At 63.0% G+C, this 24,391-nt stretch carries 20 protein-coding genes; 16 read left to right on the top strand and 4 right to left on the bottom strand.

Translation table 11 applies throughout. From position 1 onward, the window contains the following. Positions 1–6: 6 nt before the first annotated feature. From LOY31_RS10725 to LOY31_RS10710, 4 genes are read right to left on the bottom strand one after another with little or no spacing between them, the layout of a single operon-like run. Positions 7–1,074: a lipocalin-like domain-containing protein gene (locus tag LOY31_RS10725; protein ID WP_221535080.1), complete on the bottom strand. Its 1,068-nt coding sequence runs from the start codon at positions 1,072–1,074 to the stop codon at positions 7–9. Further along, entirely contained in the window at positions 1,064–3,535 is a 2,472-nt protein-coding gene (locus LOY31_RS10720; protein WP_221535079.1) for an FtsX-like permease family protein, read from the bottom strand. The genes LOY31_RS10725 and LOY31_RS10720 overlap by 11 nt, the downstream gene beginning before the upstream one ends. Beyond that, entirely contained in the window at positions 3,532–4,185 is a 654-nt protein-coding gene (locus LOY31_RS10715; RefSeq protein ID WP_007956196.1) for an ABC transporter ATP-binding protein, read from the bottom strand. Before LOY31_RS10715 ends, LOY31_RS10720 begins: the two co-directional genes overlap by 4 nt. Before the next feature lie 50 nt (positions 4,186–4,235). Beyond that, a complete protein-coding gene (locus tag LOY31_RS10710; protein WP_221535078.1) occupies positions 4,236–5,933 on the bottom strand; it encodes a sulfatase-like hydrolase/transferase in 1,698 nt (565 codons plus the stop codon). Positions 5,934–6,324: 391 nt separating this feature from the next. Here LOY31_RS10710 and LOY31_RS10705 point away from each other — a divergent pair, with 391 nt between their 5' ends. The 16 genes from LOY31_RS10705 (at position 6,325) to LOY31_RS10630 (ending at position 24,285) form a co-directional block, all read left to right on the top strand. Continuing rightward, entirely contained in the window at positions 6,325–7,677 is a 1,353-nt protein-coding gene (locus LOY31_RS10705) for a UDP-glucose/GDP-mannose dehydrogenase family protein (RefSeq protein WP_007956193.1), read from the top strand. Then, on the top strand, positions 7,674–8,711 hold the full coding sequence (locus tag LOY31_RS10700; protein WP_221535077.1) for an NAD-dependent epimerase: 1,038 nt from the start codon (positions 7,674–7,676) through the stop codon (positions 8,709–8,711). Before LOY31_RS10705 ends, LOY31_RS10700 begins: the two co-directional genes overlap by 4 nt. A gap of 18 nt (positions 8,712–8,729) precedes the next feature. After that, positions 8,730–9,476, top strand: a complete 747-nt coding sequence (locus tag LOY31_RS10695; RefSeq protein ID WP_007956191.1) for a sugar transferase — start codon at positions 8,730–8,732, stop codon at positions 9,474–9,476. Further along, positions 9,476–10,123: a CpsD/CapB family tyrosine-protein kinase gene (locus tag LOY31_RS10690; RefSeq protein ID WP_221535076.1), complete on the top strand. Its 648-nt coding sequence runs from the start codon at positions 9,476–9,478 to the stop codon at positions 10,121–10,123. Before LOY31_RS10695 ends, LOY31_RS10690 begins: the two co-directional genes overlap by 1 nt. Positions 10,124–10,144: 21 nt before the next feature. Next, entirely contained in the window at positions 10,145–11,170 is a 1,026-nt protein-coding gene (locus tag LOY31_RS10685) for a polysaccharide biosynthesis/export family protein (protein ID WP_221535075.1), read from the top strand. A gap of 16 nt (positions 11,171–11,186) precedes the next feature. Further along, positions 11,187–12,779 carry a Wzz/FepE/Etk N-terminal domain-containing protein gene (locus tag LOY31_RS10680; RefSeq protein WP_007956188.1) on the top strand — a complete coding sequence of 531 codons (1,593 nt, stop codon included), beginning with the start codon at positions 11,187–11,189 and terminating at the stop codon, positions 12,777–12,779. 35 nt (positions 12,780–12,814) lie between these two features. Continuing rightward, positions 12,815–13,867: a glycosyltransferase family 4 protein gene (locus LOY31_RS10675; protein ID WP_375748072.1), complete on the top strand. Its 1,053-nt coding sequence runs from the start codon at positions 12,815–12,817 to the stop codon at positions 13,865–13,867. Continuing rightward, positions 13,864–15,234 (top strand): O-antigen ligase, encoded by a 1,371-nt coding sequence (locus LOY31_RS10670; RefSeq protein WP_085607664.1) that lies wholly within the window; start codon positions 13,864–13,866, stop codon positions 15,232–15,234. Before LOY31_RS10675 ends, LOY31_RS10670 begins: the two co-directional genes overlap by 4 nt. Beyond that, a complete protein-coding gene (locus tag LOY31_RS10665) occupies positions 15,231–16,199 on the top strand; it encodes a glycosyltransferase (protein ID WP_221535074.1) in 969 nt (322 codons plus the stop codon). The genes LOY31_RS10670 and LOY31_RS10665 overlap by 4 nt, the downstream gene beginning before the upstream one ends. Beyond that, the gene (locus tag LOY31_RS10660) at positions 16,192–17,328 is read left to right on the top strand and encodes a glycosyltransferase (RefSeq protein WP_221535073.1); all 1,137 of its coding nucleotides are present in this window, start codon (positions 16,192–16,194) and stop codon (positions 17,326–17,328) included. The genes LOY31_RS10665 and LOY31_RS10660 overlap by 8 nt, the downstream gene beginning before the upstream one ends. A 13-nt stretch (positions 17,329–17,341) precedes the next feature. Further along, the gene (locus LOY31_RS10655; protein WP_258713230.1) at positions 17,342–18,343 is read left to right on the top strand and encodes a polysaccharide deacetylase family protein; all 1,002 of its coding nucleotides are present in this window, start codon (positions 17,342–17,344) and stop codon (positions 18,341–18,343) included. Then, positions 18,340–19,659 carry a lipopolysaccharide biosynthesis protein gene (locus LOY31_RS10650; RefSeq protein WP_221535071.1) on the top strand — a complete coding sequence of 440 codons (1,320 nt, stop codon included), beginning with the start codon at positions 18,340–18,342 and terminating at the stop codon, positions 19,657–19,659. The genes LOY31_RS10655 and LOY31_RS10650 overlap by 4 nt, the downstream gene beginning before the upstream one ends. Beyond that, complete coding sequence (locus LOY31_RS10645; protein WP_258713229.1) at positions 19,656–21,575, top strand: hypothetical protein; 1,920 nt, start codon at positions 19,656–19,658, stop codon at positions 21,573–21,575. Before LOY31_RS10650 ends, LOY31_RS10645 begins: the two co-directional genes overlap by 4 nt. Positions 21,576–21,643: 68 nt before the next feature. Next, positions 21,644–22,333, top strand: a complete 690-nt coding sequence (locus LOY31_RS10640; protein WP_258713591.1) for a GNAT family N-acetyltransferase — start codon at positions 21,644–21,646, stop codon at positions 22,331–22,333. 4 nt (positions 22,334–22,337) lie between these two features. Beyond that, on the top strand, positions 22,338–23,525 hold the full coding sequence (locus tag LOY31_RS10635) for a GNAT family N-acetyltransferase (protein ID WP_258713228.1): 1,188 nt from the start codon (positions 22,338–22,340) through the stop codon (positions 23,523–23,525). Beyond that, positions 23,497–24,285 (top strand): ChbG/HpnK family deacetylase, encoded by a 789-nt coding sequence (locus tag LOY31_RS10630; protein WP_258713227.1) that lies wholly within the window; start codon positions 23,497–23,499, stop codon positions 24,283–24,285. The genes LOY31_RS10635 and LOY31_RS10630 overlap by 29 nt, the downstream gene beginning before the upstream one ends. Positions 24,286–24,391 lie beyond the last annotated feature (106 nt).

Genomic DNA, 24,391 nt, shown 5'->3' with positions numbered 1-24,391 from the left:
GCGGAATCAATACCCGGTCATCTCCAGATAACCCTGCCCGCTCCGATTGCCGCTCAGGCGCACCGGCCCTTCCCAATACGGAATGCGCAGGTTCATCCAGGCGTCGGGGTTGATTGCATCGAGGGTGATCTGCAGATTTTTTTCCGGAATGCCGATCGACCAGCGCACCGGCATCGAACGTCCGGCGACCTTCGCAGTGTTCTGCGGGGTCAGCTTGATCTGGTCGGCGTGCAGGGTTTCGGTCTGGCCATCGGCGGCAATCCACGTGCCGGTGAGGTACGGCGCCCCTTCCTTCTGGCGCATGCGGTAGAGCATGACGTGTTCGCCGCTGTCCAGATGCAAGGAGAACCAGTCCCAGCCCGTCTGATTGGCGGTCAGAGGTTGACTGCTCCATTCGCGGTCGAGCCATGCCGGGCCGTTGACGGTGTAGGTCTGGCCATCGATCTGCAGGGTGCCGCTGGCCTGGAAAAACGGTTGGCTGTAGTAATACGACGCCTGGCCCTGTTCGGATTTCTGGCTGAAACCCTTGTCGCCTTGCAACACCAGCGGGCGGCTGGAGGTCAGGCGCAGTTGATAGCTGAAGTTCTTGTCCCGGGCGCTGAGTTGCAGGTCGGCCAGCGGATCGCTCGCCTGACTGACGAAACGCCAGTCATCGATCCACGCCTCGAACGGCGCTGCATGCACGCCGGCCTGCCCGACGCCGCCACGAGCGTAACGCTCGGCGGCGTGGTGGACGCTGGCCGAAGTCACCGCCGCATGCCCGAGCCAGATCGTCTGGTTTGCCCAGCCCGGCTGCTGCGGTGAGGCGTTCAGAGCGCTGCGAAACAACGTCCACTGCACGCCGAAATCGTTACCCTGCGCATCCTTGAGATTGGCCGTCACGTACCACCATTCAATGCGAAAACCGTCATGGGCGCCGTGATCCGCCGGAAAGCTGAATACCCGTCCCGGCACCACCGGCGTGAAGGCCTGTGCCTGAGCGCCCATCCCGGCGAAACCCTTCTGCTCCGGTGCGGGGTTGTCGCAACCACTCAACAACAACGCCAGAAACACCAGCGCAAACCTAGTCCTCATGGGCAAACGTCCTCAGCAGGTCCGCCGGTTGCGTGCGGTACAGCGAATACAGCGGCCACGCCGAGGCCAGCAACGTCGCCAGCAGCGCCAGCCCCATCAGTTGCAGCAACTGCAATGGAAACACCCGCAGCGGCAGACGCCAGCCAAAGGCCTGAACGTTAATAACCGCGTCCAGGCACCACGCCAGGCCGATGCCCAACGGCAAGGCCAGCACCAGCGTCAGCAGCGCCAACAGCCACGTTTGCCCGAGATTGAGCAACATCAACTGCCGTCGCGTCACGCCCAGGGCCCACAACGGTGCGAGCTGGCCGAGACGGCTCTGGCTCTGGGTCAGCAGGCTGATGAACAGCGCCACACCGGCGACGGCCAACGTCAGGCTATTCAGCGCGGCGGTCGCGGCGAAGGTGCGTTCGAAGACTTGCACCGACCAGCCTTTGAGCCGCGCCTGATCGACGATCCGGCTGTCATCGAGCTGGAAACGTGCCTGCAAGGCCGTGAGCAACGCCGGGATGTTCGGCGAGTCGATGCGCAGGTTGAAGCGGTTCGGCGTCAACTGCGGCCAGCCGCGCAACAGGTGATTGCTGTTGATCAGCACATGGCCCTTGGGATTGCCATAGTCAGCGTAAATGCCGACTATGCGCGGCGACCACGACCCGCCCGGCGTGGGAATCGTCAGGTGATCGCCCGGCGTCACTTTCAAGCGCCGCGCCAGTTGTTCGCTGAGCATCACCGCATCGTCCTTGGCCAGCGCCGCCCACGGGTCGTCTCCTCGAGATTCGAGCAAAGGCCAGTGCTGGCGATAGTGCGGATGATCGATGATCCCGAACACGTCCGCCGGCCAGCCTTGCAGCGTCACCGACACCTGCCAGTTGGGCATGATCGCGGTGACGTTCGGTTGCTGTTTGAGCCAGGTGTACAGCTCTCGCGCCTGCGCCGGGTTGCTCGGGTTCAGATAAAGCTCGGCTGTGAGCCGTTGTTCGAGCCAGTCGTTGAAGGTCTGGCGAAAACCGGCGGTCATGCTGCCGGCGCCGATGTTCGCCGCCATCGCCAGCAGCAGCGCCATCAAGGCCAGGCTCAGCGCCGGCAATTGCTGGCGGCAATCGGCGAGAAACCATTGCCCGAGCACCGAGCGGCTGCGCCCGAGCAAACCGTTGAGCAGCGCGCTGAGCAACACCGGCAACGCCAGTGCGGCGCCGAGCAACAGCCCCGCCATCAACACAAAACCGCTGGCCAGGCTGTTGCCCCATACCAGCGCGGCCAAGGCAATCACTGCACATACGCCGGCCACCCAACCCTGACGCCGCAACCAGCGCGCATGTTGCTGATGCCAGGCCTGAGGATCCGCCACCGCCAGCAACGGCAGACGCGCCGCCCGCAGCAAACTGTTGGCCCCGGCCAGTAACGCGCCAAGCAGGCTCAAGCCGATACCGCTGAACCACCACCACGGACTCAGGCGCAACTGCCCCGCCACTTCCGCGCCGTACAAACCGCGCAGGCTGGCGGCGACGTCCGGCAACAGGACGCTCGCCAGCCAGTAACCACTGACCACGCCGAACAACCCGCCGATCAACGCCAACGCGCCAAGCTCAACGATCAGGCAAGCGATCAGCATCCGCGCGCTGACCCCGCAGGCTCTCAAGGTGCGCAGCAATCCCCGGCGCTGTTCCAGCGCCAGACCGATAGCCGCGTGGACAATGAACAAGCCGACGATGAACGAGAGAAACCCGAGGGCATCGAGGTTGAGGTGGAAGCTTTCGGTCAGTCGCGCAAGGTTGTTTTCCTCGCCACTGCTCTTGAGCTGCAACTGACCTTTGAACGCGGCCGGGATGTCAGCGTGAAAATCCTTTGGCAGCAGCAGACGTGACAGTTGATCGGGCTGTTCGAGCACGCGCTGAGCGACGCCAATGTCCACTAGCAGCACGCCGGGTGCCATGTCGGTTTGCGCGCGCAGCGGCGGCAGCGTCTGAGCGGTTTCGGTGGCCGGGGTCGCGCCCTCGGCGAGGTTCAGCGCCCGCAAGGTTTCGGGAGAAATCCAGGTGCTGCCCGGCGGACTGAAGAACTCGACGATGCGCTCGATCGGCATCGCCTGCCCGGCCACCGCGCTGTCGCCGGGTAACGACACCGGCTCGATGCCCATCAATTGCAGACGCTGGTTTTCGTGGCCTTTAAGAATCAGGCGCCCTTGCAGCACCGGCGACACCGGCCAGCCCAGGCGCCGCAGATCAACGAACCATTGTTGCGGGAACGTCGCGCCGTTTGGCGTGCTGAGGCTGGCCTGGGGTTCGCCGCCAACCAACTGGCTGGCCCGGGCGTAACTGTCCCGCGCCTGACTGTTGAGCGCTTCGACTCCGGTCAACAGACTGGTGGCCAACCACAACCCGGTCAGCACGCTGAAAAACTGCACCGGATGGCGCCGCCAGTGACTGAGCAGCGCCATCAACGCGTGGCGGAAAACCTTCACGTCAAGCGACCGCTGGACAGCACCACGCGCTCCGCCAGCCGCGCCGCCACGCGTTGACTGTGGGTGACCATCAGCAAGGTGGTCGGAGTGTCATCGAGCAATTCCAGCAACAGCCGCAACACTTCGTCGCTGGTGGCTTCGTCGAGGCTGCCCGTGGGCTCGTCGGCCAGCAACAGTTTCGGTTGCGCCGCCAGCGCCCGGCCGAGCGCAACCCGCTGTTGCTGGCCGCCGGAGAGTTGTTCGGGATAGCGCTTGAGTAATTCACCCAGCCCCAGACGCTGCACCAGATGATGCTGCCAGCGCGGGTCATGCCGCCCGGCCAGCCGCGCCTGAAACGCCAGGTTGTCTTCGATGCGCAGGCTGCCGATCAGGTTGTACTGCTGGAACACCAGACCGATTTCGGTGCGCCGCCAGTTGGCCAGTTGCGCCTCGTTCATCCGGTCCAGCCGATGTTCGCCGCTGCTGATGCTGCCGCTGTCGACTTTGTCGAGCCCGGCGATCAGGTGCAGCAGCGTGCTCTTGCCGCTGCCCGACTCGCCCATCAGCGCCAGACTGCTGCCGGGCTTGAGCGTCAGGTCGATGCCTTGCAGCACCGGCAACGGGCCTTGCGGGGTGAGGTAGCTTTTGAAGACGTTTTGAACCTGGAGCATGCCGCCATCCGATCGATCCGTGTCGGCCAAGGATAGCGGATACCGACGCGTTACTGACCCACCGCCACACTCGTCGGCGCCTCACCCGGCGTGACGATGCTGTTCAGGTCGATGTGTTTCCACTCGGGTTTGGCCCCCAGCCGTGCGTTGAAGCGGTAGTTGAAGGTGAATTCATCCGCCGTCGCCACGCTCAGCGGTTTGCCGTACACCGCCTCGATTCCCGGCAGGTCGTAGCCCATCAACTGCAAGAGTGTCGGGAAGATGTTGTAGTGACTCGAGCGATCCTTGTTCGCCGCCAGTTGCGCCGACCAGTCGAGCGTCTGCAACTGATCGCCCTGAATCACCACCAGCGGCACCACCCCTTCTTCCTCCACCGGGTCGCCGCCGCAGTGGGTGTTGAGTCCCGGATTACCGCGCTCGTGCAAATCCTGGCCGTGATCCGAGGTGTAGATCAGCAGCGCGTTGTTCAGATTGGCCTGGGCAAACACCCGCGAGAAGAACTCGCCGACGTTCCACAGCACGGTGTTCTTGTAGGCGTTGCGATACAGCACCCAGTCATCCGGCTGGCCGTTGAAACCGGTGCGTTCGCCGGTGTCGGCGACTTCCGTGAACTGCCCGCGCGGCAAGGTCGGACGGTAAGCCATGAAGGCGTCCGGGTATTTGTCGTGCACCGGAAAATGCGCGCCGACCTTGTTGATCAGCACCAGCTCCGGTTTGTCGTCGTTGAGCAGTTCGATCAACTTGGCGGCGGCGGCCATGTCGCGGTCGCGCACGCTGGTCTGGTCGAATTGCACGAATTCGTCGATGTCCTTTTTTTCGGCATCGTTCATCAGGTTCTGCAGGTTGCCGCCGGTGCGCTGAGCGTCGATGTAGACCGTGCGCATGCCGGCTTTTTTGGCGTACTGCCAGATCGACGGCAGCGTGCTGTTGATCCGCATGTAGTCGGCGCGGGTGCCGCCGTAGCGCAGGGTGATGTTGGTGTCGGCGCTGCAATTGGCGATGGACGCCGCGTAGCCGTAATTGAAGATCTCGACGCCCGGACGGGCCTGCTTGAGGTTGCTGTGCACGCCGAACGGCGCGTTGATGTCCAGGTAATTGCCGGAAATGCTCTCGTCGATGATCAGCACGATGTCGTGGCCGACCGCAGGACCATTGCGCGCCAAGGTCACCGGCTCACGCGGGCCGACGGTGTTGTGCAGCGCTTCGTAGCCGAACAGGTTCAGATAGGCCAGCGGCGTGTACATGATCGGCAACCCGCGCGCGCCCTCGCCGGCCCGCACGAACAACACGGCGCTGAGCAGCAATACACCGCACAACGGCGCAGCGATCCGCAAGGCATTGGGCACCGGGATCGCGTGCCGGGGCTTGAGACCGATCCCGAACAACAGCAACAACCCGTTGAGCAGCCCGTGGATAATCGCCCCCCGGTACTGATACGCCGCCTCCTGGATGAAGCCGCCGGAGTACACCAGCGAGACGAAACTGCTGTAGGTCAGGTAATCGGCGGTCACCCTCGTATAAACATCGAAGAACACCGCCGAAACAAACAGGGTTAATGCGAACAAATGCCGAATGAAAGTCTGACGTATATAGGCTGTTAGTAATAATGCGAAAGTCAGCGTCAAAAACATCGCGCCAAAAAGAAGTACTGCCAACCCCATACCCATCGCATTTAAGCGGTCAAGGTAATATTCGAAATAAAGCAGCAGATAAATAATTAAAAGCAGTTCTTTCAGGTATCGAAACATGGCAATTCCGGGGCGCGTCCGACGAGACATGGTCAATCATTTGTCGGTCAAAATCTGACACTAGCACCGGGCCATCAAAGCGCAAGAAATGTCGGACATAATGCAAAAGCGTCAAAAAACTGTTGACTCAAATCTGACACACCCAAGTCGTTAAAACCCTTGAATTTCGCGGCCTACGACCGTTTATCGTTTTCTTCGGAATGTGAAAAACCCGTCAAGAACGGGACAAATCCATCTACAGCAAGCACTTGATGGCCTTTCGCCCCCAAAAATGGGGGTGTTATACCCTTGCAACATGTCATTTTGCTGACACGCTTTCCCCACGCTGCGCTATACCCCTTTTGACAGTTCCATTTCGATCTTCCATCACCGTCTTACGAGGCACGCCAATATGGACGTGAGCGTATTTGGTACGGGCTATGTTGGCCTGATACAAGCAGCCGCACTTGCCGATGTCGGACATCGCGTATTGTGCGTCGATATTGACCCGAACAAGATTAAACAACTGCAACAGGCAGTACCGCCTATTAGCGAACCGGGTCTTTCGGCAACTTTGGAAGAAAACATCAAGGCCGGGCGTTTGTTGTTCAGCACCCAGGCCAGCGATGCGGTGGAACATGCCGCACTGATCTTCATCGCCGTGGGCACGCCGGCCGACGAAGACGGCTCCGCCGACCTCAGCCATGTACTCAACGTGGCGCGGCAGATCGCAAGCTTCATGGAGGACGATCGCACGCTGATCATCAAATCCACGGTGCCGGTCGGCACGGCGGATCAGGTGCTGCACACCGCTGAAGAAGAACTGCAGCGGCGCGGCAAAAGCGCCCTGGCGGTGCGGGTGGTGTCCAACCCGGAATTTCTCAAGGAAGGCAGCGCCCTCGCCGACTGCATGCGGCCGGACCGGATTATCGTCGGCACCCGCGACGACCTGGCCCGCGAGCAGATGAGCGAGCTGTACGCGCCGTTCTGCCGCAACCACGAAAAACTGATGTTCATGGACAACCGCAGCGCCGAGCTGACCAAGTACGCGGCCAACGCGATGCTCGCCACCCGCATCAGTTTCATGAACGAGCTGGCCAACCTCACCGAACTGCTCGGCGCCGACATCGAAGCGGTGCGCAAGGGTATCGGTTCCGACCCGCGCATCGGCTATCACTTCATCTACCCGGGCTGCGGCTTCGGTGGCTCGTGCTTTCCCAAGGACCTGCGCGCCCTGCTGCACACCGCCGAACACAACGGCATGCCGCTGAAACTGCTGCGCAGCGTCACCGACGTCAACGACGCGCAGCGGCACATCCTGTTCAGCAAACTCAGGGCGCAATTCCCCCAAGGCCTGGCCGGCAAGTCGATCGCGATCTGGGGCCTGGCGTTCAAGCCGAACACCGATGACATGCGCGAAGCCCCCAGCCGCTATCTGATGGATGCGCTGTGGGCCGAAGGCGCCAGCGTGCAGGCCTACGATCCGGAAGCCATGTCCGAGTGCCGGCGCATTTACGGTTACCGCAATGACCTGCACCTGTGCGCCACCCGCGACGACACCCTGGAAGACGCCGACGCCCTGGTGATCTGCACCGAGTGGAAGAATTTCCGCGTGGTGGATTTCGAGCTGCTGGCCAGCAAGCTGCGCTCGAAAGTCATCATCGACGGACGCAACCTCTACAACCCGGAACAAGTGGCAGCCGCCGGCCTGCACTACAGCGGCATCGGTCTGCGCCACATCGCGCCTGACGGGTTGCGGCCATGAAAATCCTCGTCACCGGTGCGGCCGGCTTCATTGGTGCTCATGGCGTGCTGCGGCTGGTGCGCGACGGGCATCAGGTGATCGGCCTGGACAACTTCAACGGCTACTACGACCCGCAGCTCAAGCACGATCGGGTGGACTGGGTGCGCGAGCAGGTCGGGGATTTCCAGCTCGCCACGATTGATCTGGCAGACGCCTCGGCGCTGGAAGCGTTGTTCGTTCGCGAACGGCCGCAAGTCGTGGTGCACCTCGCGGCGCAGGCCGGGGTGCGTTATTCGCTGGAGAATCCAAGGGCTTATCTGGACAGCAACCTCGACGGTTTCCTCAACATCCTGGAGTGCTGCCGCCGGCACCCGGTCGAGCACCTGATCTACGCCTCGTCGAGTTCGGTGTATGGCGCCAACCAGCGCACGCCTTACTCGCTGCAGGACGGCGTCAATCACCCGCTGTCGCTGTACGCCGCGACCAAGAAAGCCAATGAATTGATGGCCCACAGTTACAGCCACCTGTTCGGTATTCCTTGCACCGGGCTGCGGTTTTTCACGGTCTACGGGCCGTGGGGCCGGCCGGACATGTCGCCGATCCAGTTCGCCAAGGCGATCAGCGAAGGCTCGCCGTTGAAGCTGTTCAACTACGGCGAGCATCAGCGCGATTTCACCTACATCGACGACATCATCGAAAGCATCGCACGCCTGATCGAGCGGGCGCCCCGGGCCAATCCCGAGTGGGACCGCGAACAACCCGATCCGGCGAGCAGCATGGCCCCGTGGCGCCTGTTCAACATCGGCGGCCAGCACCCGGTGGCGCTGAAAACCTACCTCGCCCTGCTGGAAAAACACCTCGGCCAGAAAGCCGTGGTCGAGCTGCTGCCGCTGCAGCCGGGCGATGTGCTCAACACCTGCGCCGAGGCCAGTGACCTGGCCCAGGCCACCGGGTTCCAGCCCCGGATAGAGCTGGATGAGGGACTGGGGCGGTTCATCGCCTGGTTCCGCGATTACTACCCCACTGCCTATCGCCCACGCGCCGAACGCGGCTGAACATCAGCGGAGGACTCCATGACTGGACATGAGAAAGGTGTACCGATCCAACAATTGGTGCGGGACAAACGCATGGATCCGGAACAGCGAATGCGCCTCGACGCGGCGATCCATCGCCAGGGTCAGGGCTGGATGACCGGCCGCGAAGGTGGCCGGCCGTGGCAACTGTCGCGCACCAACCGGGTGGTGGCCTGCCTCGGCGCGCTGATGATCCTGCTGATGATTTCGCCACTGCTGATCGGTCTGGCGCTGGCCATCAAGTTCACCAGCAAAGGCCCGGTGATGTTCGTGCAAAAGCGCACCGGTTATCGCGGGCGCAAGTTCGGCATGTACAAGTTCCGGACCATGGTCGCCAACGCCGAAGAGCTCAAGGAGTCGCTGCGCCACCTGAACAAGCACGGTGCCGACGCCATCGACTTCAAGATCGACCAGGACCCGCGCATCACCGGGATCGGCGGCTTCCTGCGGCGCACCAGCCTCGACGAACTGCCCAATCTGATCAACGTAGTGACCGGCGACATGCGCCTGGTCGGCCCTCGCCCGACCTCGTTCAACGCCTACCGCTACAAAGACAGTCACCTCGCCCGTCTGGCGATCTACCCCGGCATGACCGGCCTGTGGCAGATCTCCGGACGCAGCAATATCGACTTCGACCAGCGCGTTGAGTTGGACCTCAGCTATATCGCCGAGCAGAGCCTCCTGCTTGATCTGAAGATTCTGTTGAAAACCCCCTTCAAAGTATTCAGCGGCCACGGAGCAAGCTAATGGACGGTTCAACCAACAAAAGCCTGAGCATTGCCAGCCCCAGCGAGTCGAATCTGACCTCGACCGTGCTGGACCTGGATCTGCGGATCCTGTTCCTGACCGCCGCCAACCCCGGCGCCGGCACCACCACCAGCGCCCTGGCGCTGGCCAGTCAACTGGCGCAGATGAGCAGCGGCCAGGTGCTGTACGTCGATGCCAGCCAGTCGGCGAGCAACCTCACCCAGCAACTGAACCTGAGCAAGGAGCGCGGCCTGCGCGACCTGCTGTTCAACCGGGAAACCCCGCCGCTGTTGCAGGACTGCGTGGTGCAAGTGTCGAGCTTGCCGTTCCACGTGCTGCCCAACGGCCGGCCGATCCGCACCATGGAACACCTGACCGCCGAGCGCTTGAGCCCGCTGCTCGATCAACTGGGCGCTCAGTACCGCTTTGTGGTGATCGACGGCGACGCGGTGTATTCGGCCGCCGACACGCTGGTCATCAGTACTCAGGTCGACGGCGTGGTGTTCGTGGTACGCGCCGAAGACACTCGCTGGGAAGTCGCGCAAGCGGCGGTGCAGCGGTTGACCCAGGCCGGGGCAAAAGTGGTCGGCAGCGTGTTCAACCGGCGCAAGTACTACATGCCCAAATGGCTCTACAAAAACCTGTAAGCAACCGCAAAGGATGACGCCATGAACGCCAGGATTCTTGTGCTGCTGATGCTGCCGCTTGCAGGCTGCTCGAGCACCTCCGAAACCCAGAACATGCCGGTGAACATTCTCACCGCCACCCCGGCCAACGCCCAGGCCACCGACATGCCGAAGATCGAGCAGACCCTGCGCCCGCAGGATGTGCTGGACGTGATCTTCCACATCAGCACCAGCGGCTCGGACGCTTACCGCGTGCAGTCGGGTGACCAGATCGGCCTGAACTTCACCGCCGCCAGCCAGCTCAACGGCAACCAGTTGGTGCTGCCGGACGGCACCATCGAACTGCCGGGCGCCAACACCTCGGTGAAAATCGCCGGGCTGACCAGCGAAGAAGCGCGCCAGGAAATCCAGCGCGCCTACCAGCGCAAACAGCTGTTCCAGCCCAACCGCAATCAGTTGACGGTGCAGATCATCAGCCCGCTGACCAACGAGCAGAACCTGAAAAGCGCCCTCAACCACCCGGCCACCGGCATGAGCCGCGAGATCACCGTCGGCACCGACGGCTACGCGAGCTTCCCGGAAATCGGCGCGGTGCCGCTGCAAGGCATGACCGTCAACCAGCTCGAAACCTTCCTCAACAAGAAGTACGCACAACTGCCGGGCCGGATGACCGTGGACGTGCTGCTCAAGTCCACCGCCGGCAACGAGATCTACGTGCTGGGCGAAGTCGGCCAGCCGGGTTCCTACCCGATCCGCCGGCCGGTGTCGGTGCTTGAGGCGCTGACCCTGGCGCGCGGCACCAACGTCAAGGCGCGGCTCGATTCGGTGGTGATCATGCGGCGCAACGGCAATCAGGTGCAGGCCGTGCGTTACGACGTCGAAAAAGCGTTGTCGGGCGAGGCGCCGCAAATCGCCTACCTGCAACCGGACGACATGCTGTACGTGCCGAAAACCAAACTGGCCAGCGCCGGCGAACTCGCCCGGCAACTGGCCGACGTGGTGCTGTTCCAGGGCGTGGGCTTCAGCTTCGGCTACCGCGTCGACAACAAAGACAGTGACAGCAACTGACTCTCAGGTGACCGACATGAATCCAAAGGAAAACTACCTGCATGAGTTCTTCAGGATCTTCTTCGCCAACAAGCAACTGGTGAAACGGGTCTTCCTGATCTTTGCAGTGATCGCGCTGGTGCTGCCACTGTTGCTCAAACAGAGCTTCGATATCACCGCTCAGGTGATCGTGCAGTCGAAAAAACTTTCACAGGGCGACGCCACCACATCGCTCACCGTGGACAACGCCACCTTCATCCCGCCGTCGCTGGCGGACATGGAAACCGAGAGCAATATCCTGCGCTCGCCGGCACTGATCCGTCAGACCATCAGCGAACTGCGCGACAAGGGCGAATACACCCCGTCACCCGGCATGTTCAACAAGCTGGTGAGCGAGCCGTTCAAGCGCTACATCAGCTCGCCGCTGCGCCAGTACGTGATCAACCCCGTGCGCAATGCTTTGGGGCTTGAGACCGATCCGGTGCGCGACACCGCGCTCGATGCACTGACCCAGCAAGCCATCGACAGCCTGAAAATCGAGACCCTGCCCGGCTCCAACGTGATCTCGATCGTCTACAGCTTCCCCGATCCGCATCAAGGCACGACTTTCGTCGCCGCCCTGTTGCAGAACTATCTGGTGAGCCGTCAGGCGCTGCAATCGATCGACCTGCCGCAATCGTTCTACGAGTCCAAGAAGCAGCTTTATCAAGTGCGCCTCGATGGCCTGGAAGGCAACCGTCAGGCACTGCTGGAAAGTGTCGGCTCGTCGGATCCGAAGGAGGAAATCACCTTCCGCCTGAACGCGATCAACACCGAAGAACAGGCATTGAACCTGTACCAGGATCGTCTGCTGCAAAGCCAACGCTGGCTGGAGTACCTGAAAACCAGCCTGGCCGCCGCCAGCAACAACAAACTCAATGACTACACCTTCCCCTACACCTTCACCACCACCGTGGACAACGTGGCGTTCGAGGACCGGGAAATCAAACAGCTCGGCGAGCAACTGACCACTCAGGTCAGCCGCTACATGAACGATCTGGCGGTGTTCCAGCCCGGCAGCGAGCCGATGCTGCTGACCCGCGAGCAGATTGCCCGCACCCGCCAGCAATTCCTCAAAGTGGTCAGCAACCGCATCCAGGAACGCACCAACGACCTGGCCGTGGTGAAACAGGTGATCGATCAGAAAACCGCGCGCATCGCCGAGTTCAAGAACCGCATCCACGAGCTGCAGCAAACCCAGAGCAAGCTGCGGCAGATGGACACCGAGATCGACGCCATGCACGCCGCGTTCTCGACTTATGCCCAGCGTTTTGCCGAAAGCAGCACCACCCGCTCGCTGAACGACGACTTGTCCAACGCCCGGGTCTTGAGCCCGCCGTTCGAGCCGACCGAAGCGGCGTTCCCCAAACCGATGCTGATCATTCCGTTCGGGCTGTTCACCGGTCTGTTGCTGGCGATTGCACTGGTCTATGTGCGTGAGTTCTTCGACCACCGCTTCAAACATCCGGCGCAAATCAGCCACGAGCTGGGCCTGCCGGTGCTGCTGGTGATCAACGACCAGAACGCGCTGCCGAGCAATCCGCACAAGAACTGGACCGTACCGAGCTTCCTGCACTGGGTGCGCAATTGAACACGCCCTCTACCCAGAACGCCGCGCTGCCGATCATGCATTTGCTCAGCAGCGGCGGGTTCTACGGGGCCGAGCGGATGTTGCTCGATCATTGCCTGGCGACGCCGGGGCAGCACCAGGTGCTGTTCCTCGACGCGCCGCCGGAACTGATCGCGCGCTTTCGCGAGGCCGGCGTCGATGCACAAGGCTGCGCAGGGCTTGCTGCCCTGTTGCGGCACTTGCGTCAGCGGCGCGGTGAACGGCCGTTGATCAACACCCACAATTTCAAAGGCCTGTTGTTCGGCTGGGTCGGCGCCACGCTGTTGCGCCTGCCGCTGGTGATCACTCAACACGGCTTCACCCCGCGCAGCCGCAAGCAGAAGTTCTACACCTGGCTGAGCCTGCAACTGTGCCGCACGGCGTCGGTGGATCGGGTGGTGTGTGTCGCCGAAAGCATCGCGGTGTTGCACCGTCAGGCCAGCGTGCGTGCGGAGAAATTGCAGGTGATTCCCAACGGATTGCCGGCCGCAGCCGCCCTGCTTTCCGATGCGCCAAGACAACGCTGGCTCGCCGGATACGTCGGGCGCTTGAGCAGTGAGAAAGGCCCGGATCTGTTTCTCGACGCGCTGATCCCGCTGTGTCACCAGCACCCGCAACTCGACGCGGTAATGCTCGGCGACGGCCCGGAACGCGAAGACTTGCAGGCACGGATCGACGCCGCCGGTTTGCAGCAGCGCATCCGCTTGCCGGGTTATCAGACCGACATGCGTCACTGGTGGCAGCAACTTGATGCGCTGGTGATCAGCTCGCGCACCGAAGGCACACCGATGATTCTGCTGGAAGCGATGCAGGCCGGGGTGCCGGTGGTGGCATTCGGCGTCGGCGGAATTCCCGATGTGCTGGAGCACCGCCACAACGGCTTGCTCGCGGCCCCGACCGACAGCGCCGCCCTCGCCCGCCAGCTCGACACGTTGCTGTCCGAGCCTGGCTTGGCGCGGCAACTGCGCGACAACGCAAAACGCACGCAACAGGACCGCTACGACCTCAAGGCCCTGGCCGAACGCTGGTCGCAGCTGTACATCCGCACGGCACGGGAGGCACGCGCATGATTTTCCCGCTCTCGATCGTCAGTCTGCTGGGTCTGGCCTGCATCGCTCTGCTGGCCAGTCCCTGGCCCTACCTCGCGCCGGGCGCAGTGCTCGGTCTGGTGGGGTTCGCGGTGTTGTACCGCAAACCGACCTGGGGCCTGCTCGGCATTGCCGCGCTGGTGCCGTTCGAGGGCTTCTTCAAGGACAGCTCGTTGTCCGGCAGCAAACTGATCGGCGCTTCGCTGGCGGTGATCCTGATGCTGCAACTGGCGATGCACCAGATTCCCTCGGATCGCCTGCGCAGCAATATCTGGCGCTTTCTGATCGCCTTCATGACCCTGTACTTTCTGAGCCTGCTGAACACCGATGACATGGGCATGTCGCTGGGTCACCTGCGGGAAATCAGCGTCGGCCTGATTCTGTTTGTCATCACCCTGCTGATCGGCCGCGAGCTGAACCTCGACCTGTTCGCCCGGCTGGTGACCCTGGCCGTCAGCACGACCTGCGCCATGGCCATGTTCTCCACCAAATTCCAGGATCAGGGCCGCGCCGCCGGCCTGCTCGAAGACCCCAACGCTTTCGCCCTGCTGATCGCCTTCGCCATTCCGCTGGGGCTACTACTGGTGATCCGCAGCCCGAACCTGTTGCATCGGCTGTTCTGGGGTGGTTGCTGCCTGCTGTTGCTCGGTGGCATGACCAAGACCGAATCGCGCTCCGGGCTGGTGGTGCTGGCCTTGAGTCTGGTGATCGGTTGCTGGCACTACCGCGCGCAACTGGCGCGGATTCGTCCGCGTCATCTCGGCTTCGCCATGCTCGGCGCAGCGATCGTGATTCCACTGGCGATCTACGCGATGCCTGCCGGTTACATCGCCCGTATCCAGTCGCTCAGCGTATTGAGCGCCGGGGCCAAGGGGCACAACGACGAATCCCTCGGCCGCCGCGCCTCGTACATCGTGGTCGGCAGCCAGATGATCCGCGAGAACCCGCTGCTCGGTTCCGGCCCCGGCACCTTCCCGCTGCACTACGCCACCACCGGCTACGCCAAGGCGTTTTCCGCCAACCGCAAGATCGGCGACCTGTACCGCCGGGCGCACAACACTTACCTGGAAATCTTCAGCGAACTGGGGGTTCCCGCCGGCCTGATGTTCGTCGGCATGCTCGGGCTGGGCCTGTACAACCTGGCGCGGGCACGCAAGGAATGGATGCTGCGCCGCAACTGGCAGCAGGCGGATCTGATGACCCACCTCGGGGTGAGCTTTCTGTCGCTGACGCTGTTCCTGATGTTCCTCAGCGCACCGAACCAGAAATACCTGTGGATCATGCTCGCGCTGACCAGCGTTCTGCGCCTCAAAGCCGAGCAGGCACCGATGACGGAGGCCAAAGCATGAGCCGGATCAGTATCGTCATCCCGATGTACAACGAGGCCCGGCACATTGGCCGCACCCTGCTGGCCGCGCAAAAAGCGGCGCATGCGGCGGATGTCGAATGTGAGCTGATCGTGGTCGACAACGGTTCGAGTGACGAAGGTCCGCAGATCGCCCGGCAGTTCGGCGCCCAGGTGCTGGTGATGCCCGGCCTGCTGATCGGCGCCCTGCGCAACCGCGGCACGGCGATCGCCACCGGGGAATGGCTGGCATTCATCGACGCCGACATCGAAATGCCCGAAGACTGGCTCACCCAACTGTTCGCCCTCGAAGCCGAAGGTCAGGCCGATATATTCGGCCTCGACCTGCACACCCCCGCCGCCGCGCCGTGGTACGCCACCGCGTGGCAACGCCGCACCTTACGCCCGACCACCCATACCAGCCATGTCGTCGACTGGCTGCCCAGTGCCAACCTGCTGATGCGCAAGCGCTGGTTCGACAAGGTCGGCGGTTTCAACGAAACCCTGCGCACCGGCGAGGACAAGGAGTTCACCTTGCGCCTGAGAGAACACGGCGCGCGGCTGCTCTCGATCAATGAAAGCGTGGCCCTGCACTGGGGCTACGAAATGAACTGGCGCGAGTGGATGGGCAAGGAACTGTGGCGCCAGGGCAGTCATCTGCAATTGCTGCGCAGCCACGGTTTCAGCCTGCGGCTGCTGCGATTTCCAATGTTGTCGATCTTCGTCTGGATTCTCGATTTCCTGGCGATTTCCGCCCTGCTCGACGGTTTTCCCCATCACGCCGCGATCATGGTGATGTTGACGCTGGTGCCGGGGCTGGTGCTCAGCGTGCGTCAGAGCGCCAAGCACCACAACGTCTGCCTGACCCTGCAACTGTGGGGCCTGCACTGGGTGCGCCTGCACCTGGCGGGGGCCGCGTTCATTCTCAGTCTGTGTCATTGGAACGCCAGGAGGCCTGCCCGTGGCTGAATTCATTTTCTGGATGTGCCTGCTGCTGCCGGCGTACGCCTATGTCGGCTACCCGCTGCTACTGACGCTGCTGGCGCCGCTGTTCCCGGCGTGGCGCCACAGCCCGGCACCGCCGCTGAACATCAGCATCGTCATCGCCGCTCACAACGAAGCGCGGCACATCGAGCACAAGCTGCGCTCGCTGCTGTCCCAGGATTATCAGCCGGCGACCCTGCAAATCATCCTGGCCAGCGACGGTTCCACCGACGACACCGTGGCCTGTGCGCACAAGGTCGACGACCCGCGCATCACCGTGCTCGACCTGCCCCGCCAGGGCAAGGCCGCCACGCTGAACGCAGGTACGGCGCTGGCCACGGGCGACATTCTGGTGTTTACCGACGCCGACAACCAATGGTCGCGGGAAACCCTCGGCTACCTGCTGGCCCCCCTGAGCGATCCACAGGTCGGCGCCTGCGCCGGGCACATGGTGATCCCGGTCACCGGCGGCGGTTTGAGCATCGGCGACAGCCTTTATCGGCACTACGAAGGCTGGTTGCGTCGGGTCGAAAATCGCACCGGTTGCATGGTCTCCGCCGACGGCGCCCTGCTTGCCCTGCGCCGCGAACTGTTCGAGAACGTGCCGGCCGAGGTCAACGACGACTTCTTCATCAGCACCTGCGCGCCAGTGAAATTCAAACGCATCGTCTACGTGCCCGAAGCGCAAGTGATCGACCACGGCGTGGACGAGGCCGACAAGCAATTTCGCCGTCGCCAGCGGGTCACCGTCGGCGGCCTGCAAAGCCTGGCGCAACGCAGCGAACTGCTCAATCCGTTCAAGCATGGGCTGTATTCGATTGCGTTGATCAGCCACAAGTTGATCCGCCGCTTGGCGCCAATCCTGTTGCTGCCGCTGCTGCTGAGCAATTTCTGGCTGTGGGAAGAACACGGTTTCTATCGCCTCTGCCTGATCGCGCAACTGGTCGGCTACGCCATCGCGATTGCCGGCCTGCTGGATTCGCAACACCGCTTACCCAAACCGTTCCGCCTTGCGGCATTCCTGCTGGTGACACTGGCGGGCATGAGCATCGGCCTGTGGCAGTTCCTGCGCGGCCAGCGTTACGCCCAGTGGAACCCTGACCAAAACCGTTGAGAGGGACAGAGCCATGGCGATCAAACAACTGATTAAACGCACCAGCGGCTGGCTCTATCTCAACTCGTCCGTGGGACGAAACCAGTTACACGGCGCCGGCGTGATCCTGATGTTGCACCGGGTGCTGGCCAACGACCGCGCCGCCGACCTGCCGCACCGCAACGAACTGTGCGTCGGGCCCAAGGCCTTCGAACACTTGCTGGTGTGGCTGCGCAAGCATTTCGATTGCGTGCCGCTGATGGAAATCCTCCAGCCCAACGCCTTGCGCACCGAGCGCCCGCGAGTGGCGCTGACCTTCGACGACGGCTGGCGCGACAACGCCGCCAACGCCTTCCCGTTGCTGCAGAAGCATCAGGTGCCGGCGAGCATTTTTCTCTCCACCGATTTTATCGGCAGCCGTCAGCGCTTCTGGTGGGAAAGCATCGGCGAAACCCTGTGGGGCAGCCATGGCGAAAAACCGCGCATGCACCTGATCGAATATTTGCAATCGATCCATCATCCCGTGCCGGTGCTACTGGACGACATCGACGTGGACCGGCGCAGTCTGACCCTGTTGCATTACCTGCAAGGGCTCAAAGCGCTTGACCCGATGATGCTCGAACGCCTGACCGACGAGTGCCCGCAAGAGTCGCAACCTCAGGCACTCGACTGGCATCAGGTGCGGGCAATGGAGTCTTCCGGCCTGGTGCGGTTCGGCCCCCACGGCGCCAGTCACGCCATCCTCACCGGCCTTGACGATGTGCGCCTGGGCGAAGAAATCAGCCGCAGTCGCGATGCCATGCTCAACGGCTGCAACCGGCCGCTGCCGGTGTATTGCTACCCCAACGGCGACAACGACGAGCGGGTGCGCGAACAGATCGCCCATCACGATTACCCCTTCGCGCTCGGCACTGGCAGCGGCATCTATCGCGGCACCGGTGATCCGCTGAACCTGCCACGCTTCGGCGTTAGCCAGCGCACCGCGCGCAATCCGCAACTGCTGTCGTGGCGGATCTATCGCGGGGCGCGACCATGAGTCGAGGCAGTTACCTCAAGCATCTGGCGCTGAGCATGGGCACCAAACTGGCGATGATCGCCCTGCGCCTGCTGAGGAATGTGCTGCTGGCGCGGATTCTCGGGCCCAGTGAGCGCGGGCTGTTCGCCCTGCTCAGCACCCTGCCCGATCTGATCAGCGCAGCCACCAGCGGCGGCTTGAATTCCGCTGTTGGTTATCAAGCGGCCAAGCAACGGCCGATGGGCTTGTTGCTCGCGCAAGTGCTGGTGTTCGGCTGTTTGCTCGCAGGTCTGTTGACCTTGCTGGTGGTGGCGCTGGTGCGCGAGTTCGGCAGTGAACTGGACGTGACGATGCAACTCGGTCTGCTGGCGTGGCTGTTGCTGCTGGCGGTGCCGTTGACTGTGCTCAAAAGCGGTCTGCTGACCTTGCACAATGCGTCCGGCGGCGTGGTCGCGTTCAATGCCTTGCGACTGGTGGAATCTCTGGCGCCACTGCTGCTGTTTCTCGCGTTGTTCTGGATGTGGAAAGAAGCGGCCCTTGAAGCGGCGCTGATCAGTTGGCTGGCCGGCATCAGTCTGGTGGTATTGGTCGGCTGGCTGTGGCTCAAACGCGCGCAGCCGTTGCAGCTGCAATGGGATCGCGCGAGCCAGAACGAACTGCTGCGCTTCAGTGCGCGCAGCCATCCGGATCTGCTGTTCCAGCAAGTGATCCTGCGTTCCGATTACCTGTTCATTGGCGCCCTGCTCGGCAGCACAGCCCTGGGGCATTACGCGATGGCCAGCGCCGCCGCCGAGTTGCTGCTGATCGTTCCGGAAGCGGTGACCACACCGCTGATGAAACGCCTGCTGCAACAGGACGAAGGCATGGACAAGGTTACGCCGCTGGCCCTGCGCCTGACCGCCACGGTGATGCTCGGCGCCTGCCTGACGATGGCCGTGATCGGCGAATGGCTGATCGTCACCCTGTTCGGCGTCGCCTACCAACCGGCGTATCCGGCGCTGCTGGCCTTGCTGCCGGGGCTGCTGGGCCTGTGCTACGCGAGCATCCTGCGCCTGGACCTGATCGGCAAGAATCGTCCCGGCACGGTGTCGCTGCTGATGGGGATCGGCGCCCTGCTCAATCTTGCGCTGAACCTGCTGCTGATTCCGGCCTACGGCATCGTCGGCGCGGCGGCTGCTTCGTCGATTGCCTATCTGGCGGTGACCGTGGCGATGCTGGTGCTGTACTGCCGGTTGAGCGGCGTGGCGTTCTGGCAAACCCTGATCATTCTGCCCAGCGACCTCACGCCGATGTGGCTGATGTTGCAGCGTCGTTTTTTACAACGGAAGTCAGCATGAAAGGCCTGGCCCTGCTGCTCGGTCTCGGCCTGTCGCTGGACGCCTTCGCGGCGTCGATGCGCTGGGGCGACATTCGCGACGGCAGCCTGTACCTGCAAGCCGATCGCCCCGACACGGTGACCGTGCGCTGGGCGCCGGCGTGGCAGGCGGAGGCCAACGAAGAGCACATTTACCTGCTCGACGGCCGGGGCCAACTGCAGGGCGAGCGCTTCATCAAGGCCAGTGAAACCCGTGGCAGTCAGAGCTGGCGATTGGCGCCGGGGGCCGCGAGTTATCAGCTGGAAATCCCCGGCTACAGCTTCCGCAGTTACCGGGTCGAACACGACGAAAACACCGTGGCGCTGTTCGCTCCGGCCAAGGTGCATTTCAGTGCAGAAACCCGTAACGGTGATGAGCTGTATTTCAAGGTCGCCGCCGGTGAGCACGCGATATTGGCGGGCAAGTTCCACGGCGGGGTCAGCGCCCTGCAAGCGCAGCGGGTCGGCGATGGACAACAACTGTCCTTGGCGCTGAAACCCTATCGCGCCTATTGGCAGTTCGATCAGGTGGCGTTGCCGGTCAGCGAACGCGAACAGGTCTGGCGCCTGCGTCTGCAAGGCAGCGGCAAAGCGGCGTTCTGGCTCGACGGCACGGCCAATCTGTTCGTGCAGACCCCGCAACAGCTCAAACCGCTGCGCGAAGACAACGGCCAGACGCGCCTCACCCTGCACGACAAAGTCCTCGGCCGCACCCCGGATCTGGGCATCGCCCTGCCCTACGTGATGCCGCCGCCGGCCAGCCATCCGGTGCTCGACGCGCTGAAACCGACGGCTGCCAGTTACTACAGTTTCGTCGACGTGACGGCGAAGAAGCCGCACTTCGAAGATGCGTTTCGCCAGGTCTATCAGGATCGTTTCGGCATTCGTCAGGACATCACCTTGCTCGCCGGCAGTCAGCGTCAGGCCGATCTGCGCGCCGACGTGCAAAGCAACAGCGGCCTCGACGCCTGGCTCGCCGGCACCCGTGCGCTGGGCGGCAAAGGCACGCACTACATCGGCTTCGCCGACGAGCCCAACCTGAATTATTCGAGTTACGAGCAATACCGTTCGATCTTCACCAGCATGGCCCGGCAAGTGCGCAGCGATCCGGCGAATGCCAAGGCAGGCGTGCGCATCGCGATGCCGGCCAGTTCGCGATTGGTCAACGGGCCGTTCGCCGACAACGCAGCGAACAAGCGTGGCATCGACTGGGCGCGGCGCCTGCTGAATGAATCCGCCGATCAGGTCGATGCGCTGGCCTGGCACGAATGGATGATTCGCGACCTGCTCGCCACTCGCGTCTACCGCGACAGCGTGCGCCGGGCGGCCGATCTGGTCGGCCTCGACGCCAAGGGCCAGCCGCGCAAGGCCTTGCTGCTGGACCAGACCAACCTGTCCAGCGGCTCGAGCCTGAGCCCCTACGATCAGGAAACCCATTTCACCTCGCTGTGGTGGGCCTCGGTGGTGATCAACGCCTCCCAGGACGGTTTGCTGACGATGCTCAACTGGTTCCAGGCCGCCGATGAGCCGCAGTACCCCAAAGGCATGTTGCGGGTGCTGGGCGATGACCGCTTCGAGTTGAAACCGGTGGGCCTGGCGCAGCAGTTCATCCAGCAGCACTGGCTGCACAACGTGCTGTGGCTGGAGAACGATGCGTTCGAAGTCGATGTGCTGGCGATGGCCGGCGACGATCAACGCGGCCTGCTCGGCGTGAACAAAGGCACGCGCTTGCAGCGTGTCGATCTGGCGGGCGCGAAATGCCCGCTGAACAACGGCGCGCTGCGCTACTTCGGCGCCGACAACCGCAGCCGCGACGCGCCGTTTCGCTGTCAGGACGGTCGCGTGCGCTTCGAGCTGCCGGGACAGACCCTGTTTGCCCTGAGCTGGAGCGCCTCATGACCGCCCTGTTGATGTCCGGCCGCGCTGGCCTCTGGCTGCGCGATGACTCGTCATCAGGAGCAACGACCATGAACATGCTGCGCAAACTGACTGAAAACCTACGGCAGAAAGGACTCACTGCCACCGTGAAAAAGATCTGGAAGCACTGCATTTTTTCTCACCAGGAACTGCTGTGGATGGAGCGCGATCTGGTCAGTCCGGTGCCACCTCACAGCCTCAAACCCTATCCGCCGCTGCGGGTGGTGAAGATCACCCCGGACAACGTCAGCGCCTTCGCCCGCCACTTCGGTGACCGCGTCGGCACCATGGCGGAACTGGCCCGGGAGCATCACACCGGGCACATGCACCTGGACGACCAGGGTCATGCGGTGGCCTTCATCTGGGGCAGCGCCCGGGACTACTTCGACCGCCACTATTACGGCTGCATGTTCCCGGTGAAACCCGGCGAGTTCTTCGAGTTCGGCGGCGAGCTGACCCGCTCGTACTGGGGCACCGAGTTGTCGGTGGACCTGCAACTGGAACTGTGGAAAGCCATGGCCGCCCAAGGCTGCGACAAGGTCGTGGACGTCTGTGAGTTCCACAACATCCCGGCGCTCAAGCTGCACCTGCGAATGGGCTATACCGAACAGGGCCGGATCATGAATGTGTATGAGTTGTTCGGCCGCTGGCGCTTCTACCGCGAAACCCGCTACAGCGGCTCGCGGCTGGATGCGCTGCGCAAACCTTCCCGTCCACCTGTCACAGCAACGGCGACCTGAGCCTATGGCGCAATTCGAATGGCGCACCTCGTTGTGCGCACCTGACTTCCCGGCGGCGGCCTATGAAGCGCTGCGCCTGCGGGTGACGGATCACACGCCGTTCAACAGCCTCGACTGGCTGTGTGCGGCAGAGCAGGCGCTCGACGCGCACGAGCGGCTGCACGTATTGCTGGGTTGGGAAGCAGACGAATTGCGCTTGTGCCTGCCGCTGGTGGCGAGCCGTGAACGGTTTTTCGGTTTGCCGTTTCCGGTGGTGCATCACCTCGGTTATCCGCTGGCCGATCGCCTGGCGTTGTTATCACGGCTGAACGCCGAAGATATGCGTCAGGCCCTGCGGCTGATTCGCCAGCGAGTGCCCCACGCCCTGCTGCAACTCAACGAAATCGCCGAACCGGTCGGCGACGAAAGCGTGCTCACCGAATGGATGGCCCACAGCTCCACCGGCGAACGTCGCTTGAGCTGTCGGGTGCCGGTGCACCTGATCAGCGACACCGACCGTCAGGAAGTCTCGGGCGATCCCCGCTACAAACTGCGCCGAGCCCGCAAGCGGATTGCCGCGTGCGGTGCCGAAGTCCGGCGGATCATTCCCGATGCGACCAGCATGGGCCCGTTGCTGCAGGCCATCAGCGAAGTCGAAGCGGTGAGCTGGAAAGGCGACGAAGGCGTCGGGATCTTTGCCAGCGAGCGCAGCCGCCGTTGCATGGAAAACGCCTTCACCGCCCTCGCCGCTTCGGGCCGGGTGCGCGTGGTGATGCTGGAGCTGGACGGGCGTTGCATCAGCTATCGGCTCGGCCTGTTCGAGCAGGGCCGGCTCTACGATTACAACCTCGCTTTCCTGCCGCAATACGCCGATCTGGGTAGCGGCCGGGTGTTGCTGGAGGAATGGATTCGCTGGGGGCTGGACGATAACTGGCGCTGGATCGATGCCTCCCGGGTCAGCCTGGAAAACTCCAGCCATCAACTGCACGAACGCATGACCGGGCAACTGGAACACTGGCGCTGGAGCTTCTACTCGTGGCGCCCGAGCGGTCTGTTGCTGGGGCTCGGTCTGCGCGTCTGGCACCGGCTCAAGCCTGGGTTGCAACAATGGCGGGCGAAGCGTGCGGCGGCCAAAGCGGCGGTCATTGCGACACCTGTGATCAATCCCACCAAGGAGGGCGAACATGCCTCGCCAAGTCATAGTCAACGCTGACGATTTCGGCCTCAGTCCGAATGAAAACGCGGTGATCCTCGGCGCGTTCCAGGCCGGGGTCATCAGTTCCGCCACCGTCATGGCCAACATGCCGGCGTTCGAAGCGGCCTGCGCCATGGCCCGGCTGCCGCTGCTGGAAGGCCGGATCGGCCTGCACTTTAACCTGACCTACGGCCGGCCCTTGAGCCGGGCCATTCTCGAACGTCGCACCTTCTGCGACAGCCACGGCGTGTTCGACCTCAGCCTGCCTCGCCACAGCCTGTGGCTGGGCCGGGAAGATCGCGAGGCGGTGCAGGAAGAATTGCAGGCGCAGTGGCAGCGCTGCGTCGATCACGGCGTGCGTCCCAGCCACCTCGATTCGCATCAGCACGTGCACAATATCTGGCCGATCGGCGAGATCGTCGCGCGCTTCGCCGCCCATCAAGGTGTGCCGGTGCGGCTGGCACGTAACCTGGGGCAAAACCTCAGCCTGCCCAAACGCGTGTTCAAGGGTTTGCTCAACCGCCGATTGCAGGGATTGGCCGGGGTCACGGCCGATTACGTCTGCACCCCGGTGGACCTGCGCAACGCTGCTGCGCCGACCGACGGCGTGCTGGAAATCGTCGCCCATCCGAACCAGCTCGGTGCGGATTTCGGCGACGCGTATCTGCAACCGGGAGAGTCCCTGAGCCGCGTGCTAGAGCAGCGGCTGGCGGGCGTCCCACGGGTTTCCTATGCCGATCTGAACAAGGATTTTCTACGCGGTGCTGCGGCACTCTGAACCGTTACACAACTTGCAATACATTCAAAGCTGGCGCTTTGACATGGACTTGCAGGGGTGATCTATACCCACAAAAGCGTCATCCACAACACCCGGGCTTCGGCCA

This window comes from Pseudomonas sp. B21-021, assembly GCF_024749205.1.
GTDB lineage: Bacteria > Pseudomonadota > Gammaproteobacteria > Pseudomonadales > Pseudomonadaceae > Aquipseudomonas > Aquipseudomonas paraglycinae.
This window is presented reverse-complemented; position numbering and strand designations above follow the sequence as displayed.